The 15,932-nt window shown below is 70.3% G+C and carries 18 protein-coding genes; 3 read left to right on the top strand and 15 right to left on the bottom strand.

The features are described from left to right. The 8 genes from AB0N76_RS14380 to AB0N76_RS14345 form a co-directional block, all read right to left on the bottom strand. Window positions 1-258, bottom strand: a 258-nt coding sequence (locus AB0N76_RS14380; RefSeq protein ID WP_363556780.1) for an iron-sulfur cluster assembly protein, incomplete at its 3' end; no start/stop codon positions are given. Between the two features lie 35 nt (window positions 259-293). Beyond that, window positions 294-746, bottom strand: coding sequence for a Fe-S cluster assembly sulfur transfer protein SufU (gene sufU / locus AB0N76_RS14375; RefSeq protein ID WP_363556778.1), 453 nt, complete (start codon window positions 744-746; stop codon window positions 294-296). A 19-nt stretch (window positions 747-765) separates the two neighbouring features. Continuing rightward, window positions 766-2,013, bottom strand: a complete 1,248-nt coding sequence (locus AB0N76_RS14370) for a cysteine desulfurase (protein ID WP_363556799.1) — start codon at window positions 2,011-2,013, stop codon at window positions 766-768. A 23-nt stretch (window positions 2,014-2,036) separates the two neighbouring features. Beyond that, window positions 2,037-2,801, bottom strand: coding sequence for a Fe-S cluster assembly ATPase SufC (sufC, locus tag AB0N76_RS14365; RefSeq protein ID WP_363556776.1), 765 nt, complete (start codon window positions 2,799-2,801; stop codon window positions 2,037-2,039). 6 nt (window positions 2,802-2,807) lie between these two features. Next, window positions 2,808-3,125, bottom strand: a complete 318-nt coding sequence (locus AB0N76_RS14360) for a bifunctional 3-phenylpropionate/cinnamic acid dioxygenase ferredoxin subunit (RefSeq protein ID WP_238863127.1) — start codon at window positions 3,123-3,125, stop codon at window positions 2,808-2,810. 4 nt (window positions 3,126-3,129) lie between these two features. Continuing rightward, window positions 3,130-4,362, bottom strand: coding sequence for a Fe-S cluster assembly protein SufD (sufD, locus tag AB0N76_RS14355; RefSeq protein ID WP_363556773.1), 1,233 nt, complete (start codon window positions 4,360-4,362; stop codon window positions 3,130-3,132). 64 nt (window positions 4,363-4,426) lie between these two features. After that, on the bottom strand, window positions 4,427-5,842 hold the full coding sequence (gene sufB / locus AB0N76_RS14350; RefSeq protein WP_363556771.1) for a Fe-S cluster assembly protein SufB: 1,416 nt from the start codon (window positions 5,840-5,842) through the stop codon (window positions 4,427-4,429). Window positions 5,843-5,851: 9 nt separating this feature from the next. After that, window positions 5,852-6,697: a MarR family transcriptional regulator gene (locus AB0N76_RS14345; protein WP_363556769.1), complete on the bottom strand. Its 846-nt coding sequence runs from the start codon at window positions 6,695-6,697 to the stop codon at window positions 5,852-5,854. Window positions 6,698-6,861: 164 nt separating this feature from the next. Between AB0N76_RS14345 and AB0N76_RS14340 the strand changes: the two genes are divergently transcribed. Then, a complete protein-coding gene (locus tag AB0N76_RS14340; protein ID WP_363556767.1) occupies window positions 6,862-7,788 on the top strand; it encodes an ABC transporter ATP-binding protein in 927 nt (308 codons plus the stop codon). 59 nt (window positions 7,789-7,847) lie between these two features. Continuing rightward, window positions 7,848-8,567 (top strand): ABC transporter permease, encoded by a 720-nt coding sequence (locus tag AB0N76_RS14335; RefSeq protein WP_363556797.1) that lies wholly within the window; start codon window positions 7,848-7,850, stop codon window positions 8,565-8,567. Between the two features lie 3 nt (window positions 8,568-8,570). Here the strand turns inward: AB0N76_RS14335 and AB0N76_RS14330 are convergent, their stop codons facing one another. The 5 genes from AB0N76_RS14330 to AB0N76_RS14310 all read right to left on the bottom strand — a co-directional run bounded on the left by AB0N76_RS14330 (window position 8,571) and on the right by AB0N76_RS14310 (window position 13,873). Further along, on the bottom strand, window positions 8,571-9,086 hold the full coding sequence (locus AB0N76_RS14330) for a hypothetical protein (protein WP_363556765.1): 516 nt from the start codon (window positions 9,084-9,086) through the stop codon (window positions 8,571-8,573). Beyond that, the gene (locus tag AB0N76_RS14325; protein ID WP_363556763.1) at window positions 9,083-10,789 is read right to left on the bottom strand and encodes an alpha/beta hydrolase; all 1,707 of its coding nucleotides are present in this window, start codon (window positions 10,787-10,789) and stop codon (window positions 9,083-9,085) included. Before AB0N76_RS14325 ends, AB0N76_RS14330 begins: the two co-directional genes overlap by 4 nt. 3 nt (window positions 10,790-10,792) lie before the next feature. Continuing rightward, window positions 10,793-11,230 carry a type VII secretion target gene (locus AB0N76_RS14320; RefSeq protein WP_363556761.1) on the bottom strand — a complete coding sequence of 146 codons (438 nt, stop codon included), beginning with the start codon at window positions 11,228-11,230 and terminating at the stop codon, window positions 10,793-10,795. Window positions 11,231-11,398: 168 nt separating this feature from the next. After that, window positions 11,399-12,175, bottom strand: a complete 777-nt coding sequence (locus tag AB0N76_RS14315; RefSeq protein WP_363556759.1) for an LAETG motif-containing sortase-dependent surface protein — start codon at window positions 12,173-12,175, stop codon at window positions 11,399-11,401. 300 nt (window positions 12,176-12,475) lie between these two features. Continuing rightward, window positions 12,476-13,873 carry a choice-of-anchor A family protein gene (locus AB0N76_RS14310; RefSeq protein WP_363556757.1) on the bottom strand — a complete coding sequence of 466 codons (1,398 nt, stop codon included), beginning with the start codon at window positions 13,871-13,873 and terminating at the stop codon, window positions 12,476-12,478. A gap of 317 nt (window positions 13,874-14,190) precedes the next feature. Between AB0N76_RS14310 and AB0N76_RS14305 the strand changes: the two genes are divergently transcribed. Then, window positions 14,191-15,114 (top strand): COX15/CtaA family protein, encoded by a 924-nt coding sequence (locus tag AB0N76_RS14305; protein WP_363556795.1) that lies wholly within the window; start codon window positions 14,191-14,193, stop codon window positions 15,112-15,114. Window positions 15,115-15,206: 92 nt separating this feature from the next. Here AB0N76_RS14305 and AB0N76_RS14300 read toward each other — a convergent pair whose 3' ends face one another. Next, entirely contained in the window at window positions 15,207-15,497 is a 291-nt protein-coding gene (locus tag AB0N76_RS14300) for a hypothetical protein (protein ID WP_363556755.1), read from the bottom strand. Next, window positions 15,494-15,775 (bottom strand): hypothetical protein, encoded by a 282-nt coding sequence (locus AB0N76_RS14295; RefSeq protein WP_363556753.1) that lies wholly within the window; start codon window positions 15,773-15,775, stop codon window positions 15,494-15,496. Before AB0N76_RS14295 ends, AB0N76_RS14300 begins: the two co-directional genes overlap by 4 nt. Window positions 15,776-15,932 lie beyond the last annotated feature (157 nt).

Here is a 15,932-nt window from a genome sequence, read left to right as displayed (position 1 = left end):
CTGGTCCTCGATGACGTCGGTCAGCGGGCAGGCCGCCGAGGTGAGCGTCATGTCGATGGTGGCGACGTCGGACTCGTCGATGTGGATGCCGTAGATCAGGCCCAGGTTGACGACGTCGATGCCCAGCTCGGGGTCGACGACGTCCATCAGGGCCTCGGTCAGGTCCTCGACGGAGACGGTGCCGGCGGTGGTGCCGACGATGACGGTCGGACCGCCCTCCTCCGCAGCGGGGGTGGGGGTCTCGGTGGTGTCACTCATGGTCTGTCCTCCTCTGCGGTGTCAGGTGTCAGGTGTCAGTCGGTGACGGCGGGGTGCTCGGCGAGCGCCTTGGCGGTGGCGTCCTTCCAGGCCATCCAGCTGAGCAGGGCGCACTTCACCCGGGCGGGGTACTTGGAGACGCCGGCGAACGCGACCGCGTCCTCCAGCACCTCCTCGTCGCCCTCGCGCTGGCCCTTGCTCTGCATCAGCTCCAGGAAGGCCTCCTGGATCAGCTGCGCCTCGCCGACGGTCTTGCCGACGACCAGGTCGTTCAGCACCGAGGCGCTGGCCTGGCTGATCGAACAGCCCTGGGACTCGTACGAGACGTCGGAGACCGTCGCGCCGTCGAGCTTCACCCGCAGGGTGATCTCGTCCCCGCAGGTGGGGTTGACGTGGTGGACCTCGGCGTCACCGTCGCGCAGCCCCTTGCCGTGCGGGTTGCGGTAGTGGTCCAGGATGATGTCCTGGTACATCGAGTCGAGCTTCATGGTCGCGTGCCCCGTCCCGTCAGCCGAAGAAGTTCCGGACGTGGTGCAGGCCGTCGATCAGCGCGTCGACCTCGCCCGGCGTCGAGTACAGGTAGAACGACGCCCGCGTGGTCGCCGGAATTCCGTACCGCAGGCAGACCGGCCGCGCGCAGTGGTGGCCGACGCGCACGGCGATGCCCTGCTCGTCCAGCACCTGGCCCACGTCGTGCGGGTGGATGTCGCCGAGCGTGAAGGAGATCGCGGCGCCGCGGTCGACGGCCGTGCGCGGGCCGATGATCCGCAGGTCGGGGACCTCCAGCAGCCGGTCGACCGCGTACGCGGTGATGGCGTGCTCGTGGGCGGCGATCTTCTCCATGCCGATGCCGGACAGGTAGTCGATGGCCGCGCCCAGCCCGACCGCCTGGGCGATCGGCGGGGTGCCGGCCTCGAACTTGTGCGGCGCCGGGGCGTAGGTGGACGAGCCCATGGTGACGGTCTCGATCATCTCGCCGCCGCCGAGGAACGGCGGGAGGTCCTCCAGCAGCTCCTGGCGGCCCCAGAGCACGCCGATGCCGGTCGGGGCCAGCATCTTGTGGCCGGTGAAGGCGACGAAGTCGGCCTCCAGCGCCTGGACGTCCAGCACCATGTGCGGTGCGGCCTGCGAGGCGTCGATGACGACCAGCGCGCCGACCGACTGGGCCTTGCGCACGATGGTCTCGACCGGGTTGACCGTGCCGAGCAGGTTGGAGACCAGGGTGAAGGAGACGACCTTGGTCTTCTCGGTGATCAGCTGGTCGATGTTGGACAGGTCGAGCCGGCCCTCGTCGGTCAGCCCGAACCACTTCAGCTTCGCGCCGGTGCGCTGCGAGAGCAGCTGCCACGGCACGATGTTGGAGTGGTGCTCCATCTCCGTGATGACGATCTCGGAGTCGGCGTCCACCCGGTAGGGCTCGTCGGCCCAGGTCAGCATGTTCGCGACCAGGTTGAGCGACTCGGAGGCGTTCTTGGTGAAGACGACCTCGTTGCGGCTCGGCGCGTTGACGAACGCCGCGACCTTGTCCCGGGCGCCCTCGTACAGCGCGGTGGCCTCCTCGGCGAGCACGTGCACGCCGCGGTGGACGTTGGCGTTGTGCCGCTCGTAGTAGGCGTTCAGCGCCTCCAGCACCTGGCGCGGCTTCTGCGAGGTGGCCGCGTTGTCCAGGTAGACCAGCGGCTTCTCGTCGTGCAGCAGGCGCTGCAGGACCGGGAAGTCCTTGCGGATCGCGTCGGTGTCGAGCAGGCCCGTCAGAACCGCCGACTCGTGAGTATGGGTCACTCGGAAGCGCCGCCCTTCACGTAGGACTCGTAGCCCTCGTTCTCCAGCTTGTCGGCCAGCTCGGCACCGCCGGACTCGACGATGCGGCCGCCCGCGAAGACGTGAACGTGGTCGGGCTTGATGTACCGCAGGATGCGGGTGTAGTGGGTGACCAGCAGGGTGCCGACCTCGCCGGTCGAGCGGACCCGGTTGATGCCCTCGGAGACGATCCGCAGCGCGTCGACGTCGAGGCCGGAGTCGGTCTCGTCGAGGATCGCGATCTTCGGCTTGAGGAGCTCCAGCTGGAGGATCTCGTGGCGCTTCTTCTCACCGCCGGAGAAGCCCTCGTTGACGTTGCGCTCGGCGAAGGCCGGGTCCATCTGGAGGGCGGCCATCGCCTCCTTGACCTCCTTCACCCACAGCCGCAGCTTGGGGGCCTCGCCGCGGACGGCGGTGGCGGCGGTGCGCAGGAAGTTGGAGACCGAGACGCCGGGGACCTCGACCGGGTACTGCATGGCCAGGAAGACGCCGGCCCGGGCGCGCTCGTCGACCGACATCTCCAGCACGTCCTCGCCGTCCAGCAGGACGGAGCCGCCGGTGACGGTGTACTTGGGGTGGCCGGCCAGCGAGTAGGCCAGGGTGGACTTGCCGGAGCCGTTCGGACCCATGATGGCGTGGGTCTCGCCCTGCTTCACGGTCAGGTCGACGCCCTTCAGGATCTCCCGGGGGCCGTTCTCGGCCTCGACGGAGACGTGCAGGTCGCGGATTTCAAGGGTTGCCATGTGTACTCAGGACTCCTGGTTGACGGAGACGAGCACATCGTCCCCTTCGATCTTTACGGGGTAGACAGCGACCGGCTTGGTGGCGGGCAGGCCGGAGGGCTTGCCGGTGCGCAGGTCGAAGCTGGAGCCGTGCAGCCAGCACTCGATCATGCAGTCCTCGACCTCGCCCTCGGAGAGGGAGACGTTCGCGTGCGAGCAGGTGTCGTTGATCGCGAACACCCCCTCGTCGGTGCGGACGACGGAGACCGGCACGCCGTTGAGGTCGACGCGCTTGGGCACGTCCTCTGCCAGCTCGCTCAGCGCGCAGGCGCGAAGGAAGCTCATCGGGTCAGACCGCCGCTTCCAGCTCGGCCTCGATCTTCTCCATCAGGTGGTCCTGGATCTCGGCGACGCCGATCTGCTGGACCAGCTCGGCGAAGAAGCCGCGCACCACCAGGCGGCGGGCCTCGTCGGCGGGGATGCCGCGGGCCTGCAGGTAGAAGAGCTGCTCGTCGTCGAAGCGGCCGGTGGCGGAGGCGTGGCCGGCGCCGACGATCTCGCCGGTCTCGATCTCCAGGTTCGGGATGGAGTCGACCCGGGCACCGTCGGTGAGCACCAGGTTGCGGTTGTGCTCGTAGGTGTCGGTGCCCTCGGCGGCGGCGCGGATCAGCACGTCGCCGACCCAGACGGCGTGCGCGTCCTGGCCCTGCAGCGCGCCCTTGTAGACGACGTTGGAGCGGCAGTGCGGGGTGTCGTGGTCGATGACCAGACGGTGCTCCAGGTGCTGGCCGGCGTCGGCGAAGTAGAGGCCGAACAGCTCGGCCTCGCCGCCGGGGGCCGCGTAGGTGACCCGGGGGTGGATCCGGACCAGGTCGCCGCCGAAGGTGACGACCACGGACTTCAGCGAGGCGTCGCGGCCGACCAGCGCGGTCTGCTGGGCGGCGTGCACCGCGTCGCGGTCCCAGTCCTGGACGGAGACGAAGGTGAGCTTGGCGCCGTCGCCGACGAGCAGCTCGACGTTGGCGGCGCGGGTGCCGGTGCCGGTGTGGTTGATCACCACGACGGCCTCGGCGAAGGGCTTGACGTCGACCACCACGTGGGCGAAGCGGGTGCCGCCCTCGCCGCGCACGTCGATCTTCACCGGCTCGGTGAGCGCCGTCTCCTTGGGGACGGTGACCACGAGCGCCTGCTCGAAGGCGCTGAACGCCTGGGCGGCGACCCGGTCGACCGGCTTGCCGGCCTTGCCGAGGCGGGCGTCGTCGCGGCCGACGGTCTCGGCGGTGACGCCCTCCGGCAGGCTCAGCTCGATCTTGTCCTCACCCTGCTCGGCCGTGGCGGCGGTGCCGTCGTGCAGGCCGGCCAGGCGGTGCATCGGGGTGAAGCGCCAGTCCTCCTCGCGGCCGGTGGGCACCGGGAAGTCCGCGACGTCGAAGGAGGGCTTGACCGCGACGCGCGCGTCGATCGGCTGCTGGACGGTGGCGCGGCCGGTGCCGGGGCCGGCGAGCTGGGCGCCCGCGCCGGCGGTGCCGACCTCGATCGAACCGGCGGTGGTGGAGCCGGTGGTGTTCTGAACGTCAGCCATGGCTGTCGTAGTGCTCTCTTCCTAAGAATGCAGAATGCGGACTGGTCTTCGTGCGGCTGCGGCGTCAGCCGACGGAGCCCTCCATCTGCAGCTCGATCAGCCGGTTCAGCTCCAGCGCGTACTCCATCGGCAGCTCGCGCGCGATCGGCTCGACGAAGCCGCGGACGATCATCGCCATCGCCTCGAACTCGGTCATGCCGCGGCTCATCAGGTAGAAGAGCTGGTCCTCGCTGACCTTGGAGACGGTCGCCTCGTGGCCCATCGACACGTCGTCCTCGCGGACGTCCACGTAGGGGTAGGTGTCCGAGCGGGAGATGGTGTCGACCAGCAGGGCGTCGCAGAGCACGTTGGACTTGGCGCCCTTGGAGCCCTCGCCGATCTCGATCAGGCCGCGGTAGGAGGTGCGGCCGCCGCCTCGCGCCACCGACTTGGAGACGATGTTGGAGGAGGTGTTCGGCGCCATGTGGACCATCTTGGCGCCGGCGTCCTGGTGCTGGCCCTCACCGGCGAAGGCGATCGACAGGGTCTCGCCCTTGGCGTGCTCGCCCATCAGGTAGACGGCCGGGTACTTCATGGTGACCTTGGAGCCGATGTTGCCGTCGACCCACTCCATGGTCGCGCCCTCGTACGCCACGGCGCGCTTGGTGACCAGGTTGTAGACGTTGTTCGACCAGTTCTGGATGGTCGTGTAGCGGCAGCGGCCGCCCTTCTTGACGATGATCTCCACGACCGCGGAGTGCAGCGAGTCGGAGGAGTAGATCGGCGCGGTGCAGCCCTCGACGTAGTGGACGTAGGCGTCCTCGTCGACGATGATCAGCGTCCGCTCGAACTGGCCCATGTTCTCGGTGTTGATCCGGAAGTAGGCCTGGAGCGGGATGTCGACGTGGACACCCTTCGGCACGTAGATGAACGAGCCGCCGGACCACACGGCCGTGTTCAGCGCGGCGAACTTGTTGTCGCCGACCGGGATCACGGTGCCGAAGTACTCCTGGAAGATCTCCGGGTGCTCCTTCAGCGCGGTGTCGGTGTCCAGGAAGATGACGCCCTGCTCCTCCAGGTCCTCGCGGATCTGGTGGTAGACGACCTCGGACTCGTACTGCGCGGCGACACCGGCGACCAGGCGCTGCTTCTCCGCCTCCGGGATGCCGAGCTTGTCGTACGTCGCCTTGATGTCGGCGGGCAGGTCCTCCCAGGACTCGGCCTGCTTCTCGGTGGAGCGGACGAAGTACTTGATGTTGTCGAAGTCGATGCCGGAGAGGTCCGAGCCCCAGGTCGGCATGGGCTTCTTGTCGAACAGCTTCAGGCCCTTGAGACGCAGGTTCAGCATCCACTCGGACTCGCTCTTCTTGGCCGAGATGTCGCGGACCACGTCCTCGCTGAGCCCTCGCTTGGCCTCGGCGCCGGCGACGTCCGGGTCGGCCCAGCCGTACTCGTAGGTGCCCAGGCCTTCGAGCTCCGGGTGCGAAACGGTGTCAGTCATGCGAGCTTCCTAACGCGCGGACGCTGAATCATCGGTGGACGTACCGGCAGTCGGCGCGGCATCGGTGTCCCGGCCCGCGGCGGAGCGCAGGGCGGGCGACGATGCGGCACCGGGTGCCGGCACATAGGTGGTGCAGACCCCGTCGCCGTGGGCGATGGTGGCCAGCCGTTGCACATGGGTGCCCAGCAGCTGGGAGAAGACCTCGGTCTCCGCCTCGCAGAGCTGCGGGAACTGCTCGGCGATGTGCGCGACCGGGCAGTGGTGCTGGCAGAGCTGGGCGCCCGCCGGGGCCTGCGCCACGGCCGACGGGACCCGCCGCACCGTGGCAGCGTACCCGTCGGCGCTGAGCGCCTGGGCGAGGGCCTCGGTGCGCTCGCCCGCCCCGGCGGACCGCAGGGTCTCCAGGTACCTCTCCGCCTGCCGGCCGAACCGGGCGCGGGCGAAGGCGGCGACCGCCTCCTCGCCCGCCTTGCCGCCGCCCACCGCGTCGGAGATCCAACGCAGCGCGTCGGCGGCGAGCTGGTCGTACGCCTGGTAGAAGGCGTCGCGACCGGCGTCGGTGAGGCCGAAGACCTTGGCCGGGCGACCCCGGCCTCGGTTGCCGTACACCCGCTGCTCGCGGGCGTCGACCAGACCGGCGGCGGCCAGTCCGTCCAGGTGACGGCGGACGGCGGCGGCGGTGAGGCCGAGCCGGCTCGCCAGGTCGGCGGCGGAGGAGGGGCCGTGGTCGAGGATCGACCGGGCGACCCGGTCCCGGGTGGCGCGGTGGCCCTCCAGCAGCACCTCGGCCGCCGTCGCGGGCACGGCGCAGCCGGGGGCCGACTCGGCCTCCTGCTGCGTGGTGTGCTCGCGCATGTTTTTCACAACACCAGTGTTGCGTAATTACTTCCGGCAGGACAAGCCGTGACCCAGGCCTCACCCGTGGCATCTGTCACGCAGGTTAGCCTTACCTGACCTGCGGGAATGATCACCAAGCCCGGTGTCGGGCCCGGCCGTTCGGGGCTCTTAGACTCGCCCGTATGCATTCCGAACCCGCGGTCCGGATCACCGGGCTGGTCAAGCGCTACGGCCAGAAGGCCGCGGTGGACGGTCTCGACCTCAGCATCGCCCGCGGCGCGGTCACCGCCGTCCTCGGCCCCAACGGCGCCGGCAAGACCACCACCATCGAGACCTGCGAGGGCTACCGCCGCCCCGACGCCGGCACCGTCCGCGTCCTCGGCCTCGACCCGGTCGGCCAGGCCGCCGAGCTGCGCCCCCGGATCGGCGTGATGCTGCAGGCCGGCGGCGTCTACGCGGGCGCCCGCGCGGTCGAGATGCTCCGGCACACCGCGAAGCTGCACGCCCACCCGCTGGACGTCGACGCGCTGGTCGAACGGCTCGGCCTCGGCTCCTGCGGCCGCACCACCTACCGCCGGCTCTCCGGCGGCCAGCAGCAGCGGCTCGCCCTGGCGATGGCCGTGGTCGGCCGCCCCGAACTGGTCTTCCTGGACGAGCCCACCGCCGGCCTCGACCCGCAGGCCCGCCGCGCCACCTGGGAACTGGTCCGCGACCTGCGCCGGGACGGCGTCACCGTGGTCGTCACCACCCACCACATGGACGAGGCCGAACAGCTCGCCGACCACGTCGCCATCGTCGACCGCGGCAAGGTGATCGCCACCGGCACCCCGGACGAGCTGTGCCGCGGCGGCGCCGAAGCCGGCCTGCGCTTCGACGGCCCGCCCGGCCTCGACCTCACCACCCTGCTCAAGGAACTGCCCGAGGGCGCCACCGCCGCCGAGCCGCGCCCCGGCAGCTACCGCGTCGAGGCGCCGGTCGACCCGCAGCTGCTGGCCACCGTCACCGCCTGGTGCGCGGCCGCCGGCGTGCTGCCCGAGCGGCTCGCGGTGCAGCGCCGCAGCCTCGAAGACGTCTTCCTCGACCTGACCGGACGGGACCTGCGCTCGTGACCACCGAATCCGTGACCACCGACTACTCCCCCCGGCCCGGCGCCGCCCCGGTCGGCCGGATGCTGCTCGCCCAGACGGCCTTCGAGACGAAGATGCTGCTGCGCAACGGCGAACAGCTGCTGCTCACCGTGATCATCCCGACGGTGCTGCTGGTGCTCTTCTCCGCCGTCGACATCGTCGCCGTGGAGGGGCCCGGCAAGCGGGTCGACTTCCTCGCCCCCGGCCTGCTCGCGCTCGCCGTGATGTCCACCGCCTTCACCGGGCAGGCCATCGCCACCGGCTTCGAGCGCCGCTACGGCGTGCTCAAGCGGCTCGGCGCCAGCCCGCTGCCGCGCTGGGCGCTGCTCACCGCCAAGACCGGCTGCGTCCTGGTCACCGAGGCGCTCCAGGTCGCCCTGCTCTCGGTGATCGCGCTCGCCCTCGGCTGGTCCCCGCAGGGCAACCCGCTCGCCGTCGCCGCCCTGCTCGTCCTCGGCACCGCCGCCTTCTCCGGCCTCGGCCTGCTGATGGCCGGCACCCTGCGCGCCGAGGCCACCCTGGCCGCCGCCAACCTGGTCTTCATCCTGCTGCTGCTGGCCGGCGGCGTGATCGTCCCGCTCTCGAAGTTCCCCCCGGCCGTCCAGTCCGCCCTGGAACTCCTCCCCATCGCCGCCCTCTCCGACGGCCTCCGCTCCGTCCTCCAGACCGGCGCCGGCATCCCCTGGTCCGACCTCGGCATCCTCACCGCCTGGTCCGCCCTCGCCCTCACCGCCGCCGCCCGCTTCTTCCGCTGGGAGTGACCCTCAGGGCGAAGGCGTCCCCTTCGGCCAGACACAGGGCGTGCTGACGTTAAGCGAGAGGTTGTGGCTGCTCTCCGAGACACCGTCGAGTACCGCCACGAATCCATCCTTGGGGTTCTTCAGCTTCACCCAGTCGAAAGTGGCGTCCGGGGCCATCTCGAACCCCTTCTTCCCCATCAGAAGGGTTCGGAAGGCCTCGGCAGCCTCAACCTTGCGCTCGGATGGGACGTCCCCGAAGTCGTACCCTCGCGATGTCTGCTTCCTGCCGTGCGGGCCGACGTCGTTGTGATTGCACTCCAGATCGCTGAAGTCTCCGACGCTGCTCGCCAAGGGTTCAATCGACAGTTTCGCCTGGATCTCCGCAAGGTAGTTGTCGACCTGCTTCCTTGCCTCGTCCAGCGTGATCGTGGGCTTCCTGCGCTCCGAGACGGTCGAAAGCCCGCATGAGCTCAAGGCCAGTACCCCGATGGCCAACGCAGCTACGAAAGCCGTCCGGGGGGTGCGGCTGGCAGCTGTCATCGGTTCCACTTCCCTGTGATGATCTCCCCCATGGCCGTGAGGGAGTACGTGTTGTCGTTCCAGTAGTCGGAGTGATCCGTATCCGGGCTGGTCGGGATGGTCCGCGCACCGAAGTCAGGGACCATGGGGTCGCGTCCGTGGATCAGATGGTGGTCGGGATTCTGGATGAGGCCGTACCAGCTGCCGAGGTTGTTGCCGCCGTTGCTCGCCAATTTGTCCGCGGTCATGGGGAACGCCATATCGATCTTGTCGATATCACCCTTCGCGGCGAAGACGTGAGACGGATCGACCCCGAGATCGCGGGCATGTTCGACGCCGACACCAGGACTGGCGATCAGGACGACGTTGTCGACCGGCAGGCCCTTGTCACGCAGGGCATAACCGACGGTCGTGGTTCCATAGCTGTGGGCAAGGATCGTGTTGTTGGACGGAGCCCCCTGATGCGTGGTTCGAAGACCTGATTCGAAACTGTGCAGGCTCTCCGACGCGTTTCTCGCGTAGGTGTCCTTCGTCGCTTGCGGGACGATCGACTGGGGCGCGTCGTACCCGACCCAGGTGATGGACGACGTGGTCCTCGGGTCCCCTGCCTTCTTGTTGGCCGCGTTCGCCGAGGCGACCATGCGGTCCGACCGGTCGATGTCGCCCCCGATCTCGCCGAGCCGTGCGCCGGTGCCGGGAACATACGTCGAGACGTTGTCAGCGGTGTCCGGATTGTTGACGGCGACGATCGCGTGGCCCAGGCCCTTGGTGTCGAAGCCCAGCAGGTAGGTGGGCGGATTATTCTGGTCGACCTTGGTCGTCAGCCGCTTGTCGATGGCGTTCACGCCCTTGATCTGCTCCTCCAGGAGGATCTTCCGCCGCTCCCAGTCGTCATGGGCGGGGTTCGACACGGCGCCGCTCATGCCCGCGATCTTCGCCGGCGGCTCGGGCCCCAGGTGGTCGAGCTGGACTTGGAGGTCCTGCTTCGCCTGCTGCAGGGTGATGCGGTTGGCGCGGTCGCGGTCGGTTGCCGGGATGCCGTCGAGGTTGCCGATCCGGTCGGGGTGGGCGTCGATGAACTTCTGCCGCTGGTCCTCGGTGAGGCCGTTCCACCACTGCTTGACGTTGTTCGGGTCGGTGCCGGCCGCCGGAATGTTCTCGCGGGCGTTCTCGGCGGCCAGATCCTGCGCCACGGTGGCGGCGTTCAACCCGGTGCCGTTGCTCGCGTTGGTCGCCAGGTGACTCAGCCGCGTGCTGATCTCCTGGTCGGCGTGGGCCGCCTCGGTGAGGGCGGCGGTGATGCGATTGCTGATGGCGATCGCGGTCCGCTCGGCGCCGGAGCCGGCGAAGTTCGGGGAGGAGGGCTCGTTGTCCCAAGTGATCCGCCCGTCCGGGGCGACGTTGAGCTTCGCTTTCTTGGCGTCGTCCAGGGCGTTGATCAGGTGGGACTGGGCCAGCGCGAACTGTTCGGCGGCGTTGGCCAGCGCCCTGCTGACGAACGAGAGCTCCTGCTTGGCGGCCTGGAGTTCGCCGCCGAGTTCCGCGATGCGGCCGTGGGCCGTGCCGGCGGTGGGGCCGGTCCAGTTCGAGGCGCTCAGCCGGTCGGCGACCTCGTGCTGCCAGGCGTCCACGTGCTGCCCGAAGGCCTTGGCGAGGGCGTCGAAGGCGTTCTTCGCGATGGTGATGTTGTTGATGTTGGCGTCGTAGAGGCTCTTGATGTCCATCGGCTACCGGGCCTTCCGCTCGGCGGCGGCGCGCGCCGTGGCAGCGGCGGGGGAACTCTCGCTCGCCAGGACCGTCCCGAAGGGATCGGACGCCAGCGCCGGTGTCGCGCCGCCCTGGGCGGGGCCCGCCGCGCCGCGGAGGTGCGCGTAGACGCTCTGCTCCACCTGCCGGTAGTGGCCCGCGGTCGTGACGAGCTTGGCGCCGACGTCCGACATGTCGCCGGAGAGCTTGTCCAGCAGCGTCTTCCAGTTCGCGCCGCAGTTGTGGATCGCGGCCGCCGTGGACCAGCCCTGAAGGGTCGCGGCCGCCTGATCGCTCGGCGCGATGATCTTCGTCGTCTCGCCCGGCACCTGTCCGGCTATGTGCTGGGCGGTCTGGCCACAGCCCTGCAGTGCCGCCGGATTGACCTTGACCGCCGAAGCGAGGTCGGGATTCGGCACGGTTCCCCCCTGTGCGTCGTCTCACCGTCGTGGTGTCGGCAGTCTGCCGGGGGCGTCCGGGGCCGTGCATGAGTATTCGTACTCAGACTTCATGGCCCGCCCGGGGGCGAGAGCGGGACGGCCCCCGGTTCGTTCGTGAACCGGGGGCCGTCGTGTCGATGGGGAGCGTCAGCTCTGGTCGCCGTTGGTGCGGCGGCGGCGGGCGAGGAGGACGAGGGCGCCGCCGAGGAGGAGGACGCCGGCGCCGGCCGCCGCGATGACGGGGGTGGCGTCGCTGCTACCGGTCTGGGCGAGCACCGGGGCGGACGGGGTCTGGGTGGCCGTCGGCGTGGGGGTGGGGGTGACCGTCCGGGTCGGGGTCGCCGTCGGGCTGGGGGTGGCGGTCGGGGTGACCGTCGGGGCCGGCGTCGGCGTGACCGTCGGGGTCGGGGTCGCCGTGGGCGTCACCGTCGGCGTCGGGGTGGGGGTCGGGGTGACCGTCCGGGTGGGGGTGGGCGTCGGGGTCGGCGTCGCGGTGGGCGTCGGCGTGGGGGTGGGAGTGGGCGTCGGAGTCGGGGTGGGGGTCGGGGTCGCGCAGACCTCGATCTCCTTGCTCTCCGTCTTGTTCCAGTCCTTGTTCTTCGGGTCCTCGGTGGTGGTCACCACCAGGGTCGCGCTGATCGTCGCGGTGTGCGCCTTCACCGCGAAGGTCTGGTGGAACTCCTTGCCGAACTCCTTCTGGTCGAGCAGCTTCTCGCCGTCGACGGTCAGGCTGACGCTGTTCTTTATGCCCGACTGCTCGCTGTAGTTGGTCAGATCGATGACGATCTTGTCGCAGGTGACCTGCCAGGTCGGTACGTGCGCCGAGGCGCCGGTCGCCAGGGCCACCGGCAGCAGGACGGCGGCCGCCGCCGTGCCCGCGAGTGCCGTGCCACTGATTCCGATCTGCCGCCGCTGTCGCGCCATTTCGTTGTCCCCTCCGAACGGTCTTGTGCAGCAGGCGTGTTGAGTGGATCAGCGGTGGCCCGCTACGACTGTCCGGGGGACTCTACCGGCACTCACGCACCCCTCCACACCCCACCGCACGACCGGATTTCCACTGTCCGTCCGGCCCCGGATGTGCTTCTTCAGCCCATCACACCCATGACCTCGGCCGACACCGGTTCGGCAAACTCGAATGAACTCCGTCACAGCGGCCGAAAAACAGCGACCCCCGGCGATCGCGTTCGATCACCGGGGGCGCTGAAACGGTCAAACCGAAGCCGCTCAGGCCTGGTTGGCCGCCTTGCGACGACGCGCGACGAGCACCAGCGCGCCACCGGCGGCGATCACCACGGCGCCACCGATCGCCAGCGGCAGGACCGGGCCGGAACCGGTGGAGGCCAGGCCGCCCCCGGTGTTGGCCGCGGCCGACGGGCTCGCCGAGGCGGAGCCGCCCGGCGCGACCGCCGTACCCGAGGCCGAGGCGGACGCGGAGGCCGACGGGCTCGCCGAACCGCTCGCGCTCGGCTTGGCGCTGCCGGAGGGCGAGCCGGACGCGGACGGGCTGCCCGAGGCGCTCGGGCTCGCCGAGGTGCCCGGGGTGGTCGGGGTGGCGGCCGGCGTGCTCGGCGCCCCCGAGTTGCTCGGGGTGGTGGTCGCGGTCGGCGTCCCGGTCGGCACGACCACCGGCGGCGTGGTGGCCGGCGTGGTCGGCGGCACGGTGGGCTGGGTGGGCAGGCAGCCGGTGAACGGGTAGTGGTGCGTCTCCGCACCGCCCTTGCCGGTCAGCGACTTGACGATGACCGAGCCGTTGACCGGCGCGGCCGAGCCGAGGTCGAACGCGGCGTTCGGCGCCAGCACGGTGCCGGCCCAGGCGGCCAGGCTGCTCTTGACCACCTTGGTGGCGGACGGGAAGTTCCAGAGCAGCTTGGCGCGGATCGCCCCGCCGTGCGCGCTCTGCAGCTTGTCGTCCAGGAGGTAGGCCTTCTTGCCCTCGTCCCACAGGTGGAAGCCGGTGGTCTTGGCGGCGGCCTGGTCGTAGGACTCGCCGGTCACGGTGACCACGGTGACCGAGCCGGCCGGCACCTTCAGGAAGACGTTGGTGGCGCCCTGCAGGGTGGCGGCGCTGACCGTGAAGCCGTTGAACGAGGCGTCGCCGGCGGTCAGGTAGAGGTCGGCGCCCTTGGCCTCGACCTTGGCGCCGGCGGCCTGCGGCGCGGCGGCCAGCGCGGCCGAGGCGGCGCGCAGCATGGTGAACTCGGTCTTGAAGTCGATCGGCGAGGGACCCTGGCCGACGGTGCCCTGGTGGGCCTGGATGACGGCACCCTCGGCCTTCGAGCCGTAGACGCCGTTGCCCTTCATGACCTGGGTGTTGTTGCCGGTCAGCTTGCCGGCCACGATCAGCGCGTTGCCGCCGGGCAGCGCCTTGACCTGCTCCGGGGTCAGCTCCTGGCCGACCGAGAAGCCGCCGGTGAAGTCGGCGTTGCCGCCGACCGCCACCGCACCCTCGGCGTCCGGCGTGTGGGTGTCGTCGCCCTCGACGAACTCGCCGTACTGGCCGGCGACCCCGAGGTTGAGGCACTGGCCGCCCGGGGCGGCGTGGGCGGCGGCCGGAGCGACGAGTCCGGCCAGGACGAGGGATCCGCCGAGCGCGAGAGCGGCGGCGGGTACGGATATGCGCATGTGCAGGATCTCCGCTTACGTGCGGGGGGTGGGAGGGGTCCGAGAACCGGGAAAAAGGTATGGACCAAACCGCACTCTTTCGGCCAAGCGGGTGATTGGTCAAGACCAATGCCCGCGTTGCCCGAAGAGTCCTTTTTGCCCACTCTTTGCGTCAGTCAGGTTTGCCGCTATGTCGACACGGGAAAACCGGCCCGTCGCCACACCGCGAGGCGCCCGGCCCCGGCCCAAGATCGCCTGTAAGGCCGCATACCATGGACGCCGTGCCTAACACCACCCCCTTCTCCCTGCTCGCCGAGCGCTGGCAGCCCTCCGCCGCCATGGTCAAGCGCGCCGCGTTCGCCGCGCTGGTGATGAGCGTGGTGATCGTCGTGACCGGCGGCGCCGTCCGGCTCACCGCCTCCGGCCTCGGCTGCACCACCTGGCCGCGCTGCACCGACGAGAGCCTGACGCCCACCGCCGAGATGGGCTTCCACGGCGTCATCGAGTTCACCAACCGGATGCTCACCTACGTGCTGAGCGGCGCGATCGGCTGGGCGATCCTGGCCGCCCGCTGCCACCGCCCCTGGCGGCACGGGCTGACCAAGCTCGGCTGGGCCCAGTTCTGGCTGGTGATGAGCAACGCCGTGCTCGGCGGCATCACCGTGCTGACCGGCCTCAACCCCTACACCGTGGCGCTGCACCTGATCGCCGCGATGGCCCTGGTCTGGGTCGCGCTGCTGATGTGGGAGCGGTCCAAGGAGGGCGACGGCCCGGCCCGCCTGCTGGTCGCCGAGCCGATCAAGCGGCTCTCCTACGTCGTGGTCGTCGTCATCGGCCTGCTGGTGGCCGCCGGCACACTGGTCACCGGCGCCGGCCACCACCCGGGGACGCCCAAGGACAACAAGCTCGTCCCGCGGATCCCGATCGACTACGACCGGCTCGCCCAGGCCCACGCCGACCTGGCCTTCGTCTCGATCGGCCTGTCGATCGCGGTGATCTTCGTGTTCGCCGCCGTCAAGGCCCCGCCGGCCGCCAAGGCCCGCGCCCGCGAGTTGCTGATCGGCCTGCTGCTGCAGGGCGTGATCGGCTTCGTCCAGTACTTCACCGACGTCCCCGAGCTGCTGGTCGGCCTGCACATGCTGGGCGCCACGCTGATCTGGATCGCCGCCCTGCGCATCCCGCTCGCCCTGCGCACCCGCGAGGACGCGGACACCCCCGCCGAAACGCCCGCCACCCGCACCCCGCAACCCGCGGCGGCCTGACGAGAGAACAGTGGATACGAGTCTGGCCCCCACCGCTCGGGCGATGGGGGCCAGACTCGTATCCCTTGCTGTGACAAGCAGAGGCGGCCTGCTCAGTCCACCCGCAGAATCCGCGAGACGTAGATCCGCGGCGGCTCCTGCCCTTCGTCCACCGCGTACTCCACCAATCCCAGATCCCGGCGCAGCGGTGCCGAGTGCATGCCCGGCCGCCCCGGGACCGGCATGCTCAGGTGCGGGAAGGGGTTCTCGCGCAGCTCGACGACGAACGCCACGACAGCGGAGAAGACGTCGGCCGGTGTGCCCGGGTCACCGAGGAACTCCTCGACGACCGGGGAGAAGGTGATCGGGTCGTCGTCGTCCGGGAACTCGGTGTCGTCGCTCACCGCGCCCCGAGGCGGCGCAGGACCACGGACGCGGACGTGCCCGGGGCGGTGCCGGCCTGGACGGCGGCGTGAACGCGGTCACCCTCCGGGTCCTGGTACAGCTCGGCCCGCAGCCACCACCGCTTCAGCACGCCGCCGATCGTGTCGACGTCAGCCTCACCCATTTCCCGGTAGAACTCCATCCGCTGCGCCGGCGGCAGCGCGGCGGCGACGCCGTCCTGGGTGCGTGGGATGGGCTGTCGGCCGTCGTGGTGGCCGTGCAGAGACGCTGCGCTCACCGTTCCTCCGAAGGGTCTCGTACGGGCGGGACTGACACCAGTCTCCCCTTCCCGGGGCCCGGGCCGATACCGATCGGGGCGACGGACTCGGACCGGGGAGCCCGCGAACGACGAAGGGCCCCGGTCTCCGCGAGACCGGGGCCCTTCGTGCTGCGTC

It is taken from the genome of Kitasatospora sp. NPDC093806 (genome assembly GCF_040683335.1).
Taxonomy (GTDB): Bacteria; Actinomycetota; Actinomycetes; order Streptomycetales; family Streptomycetaceae; genus Kitasatospora.
This window is presented reverse-complemented; position numbering and strand designations above follow the sequence as displayed.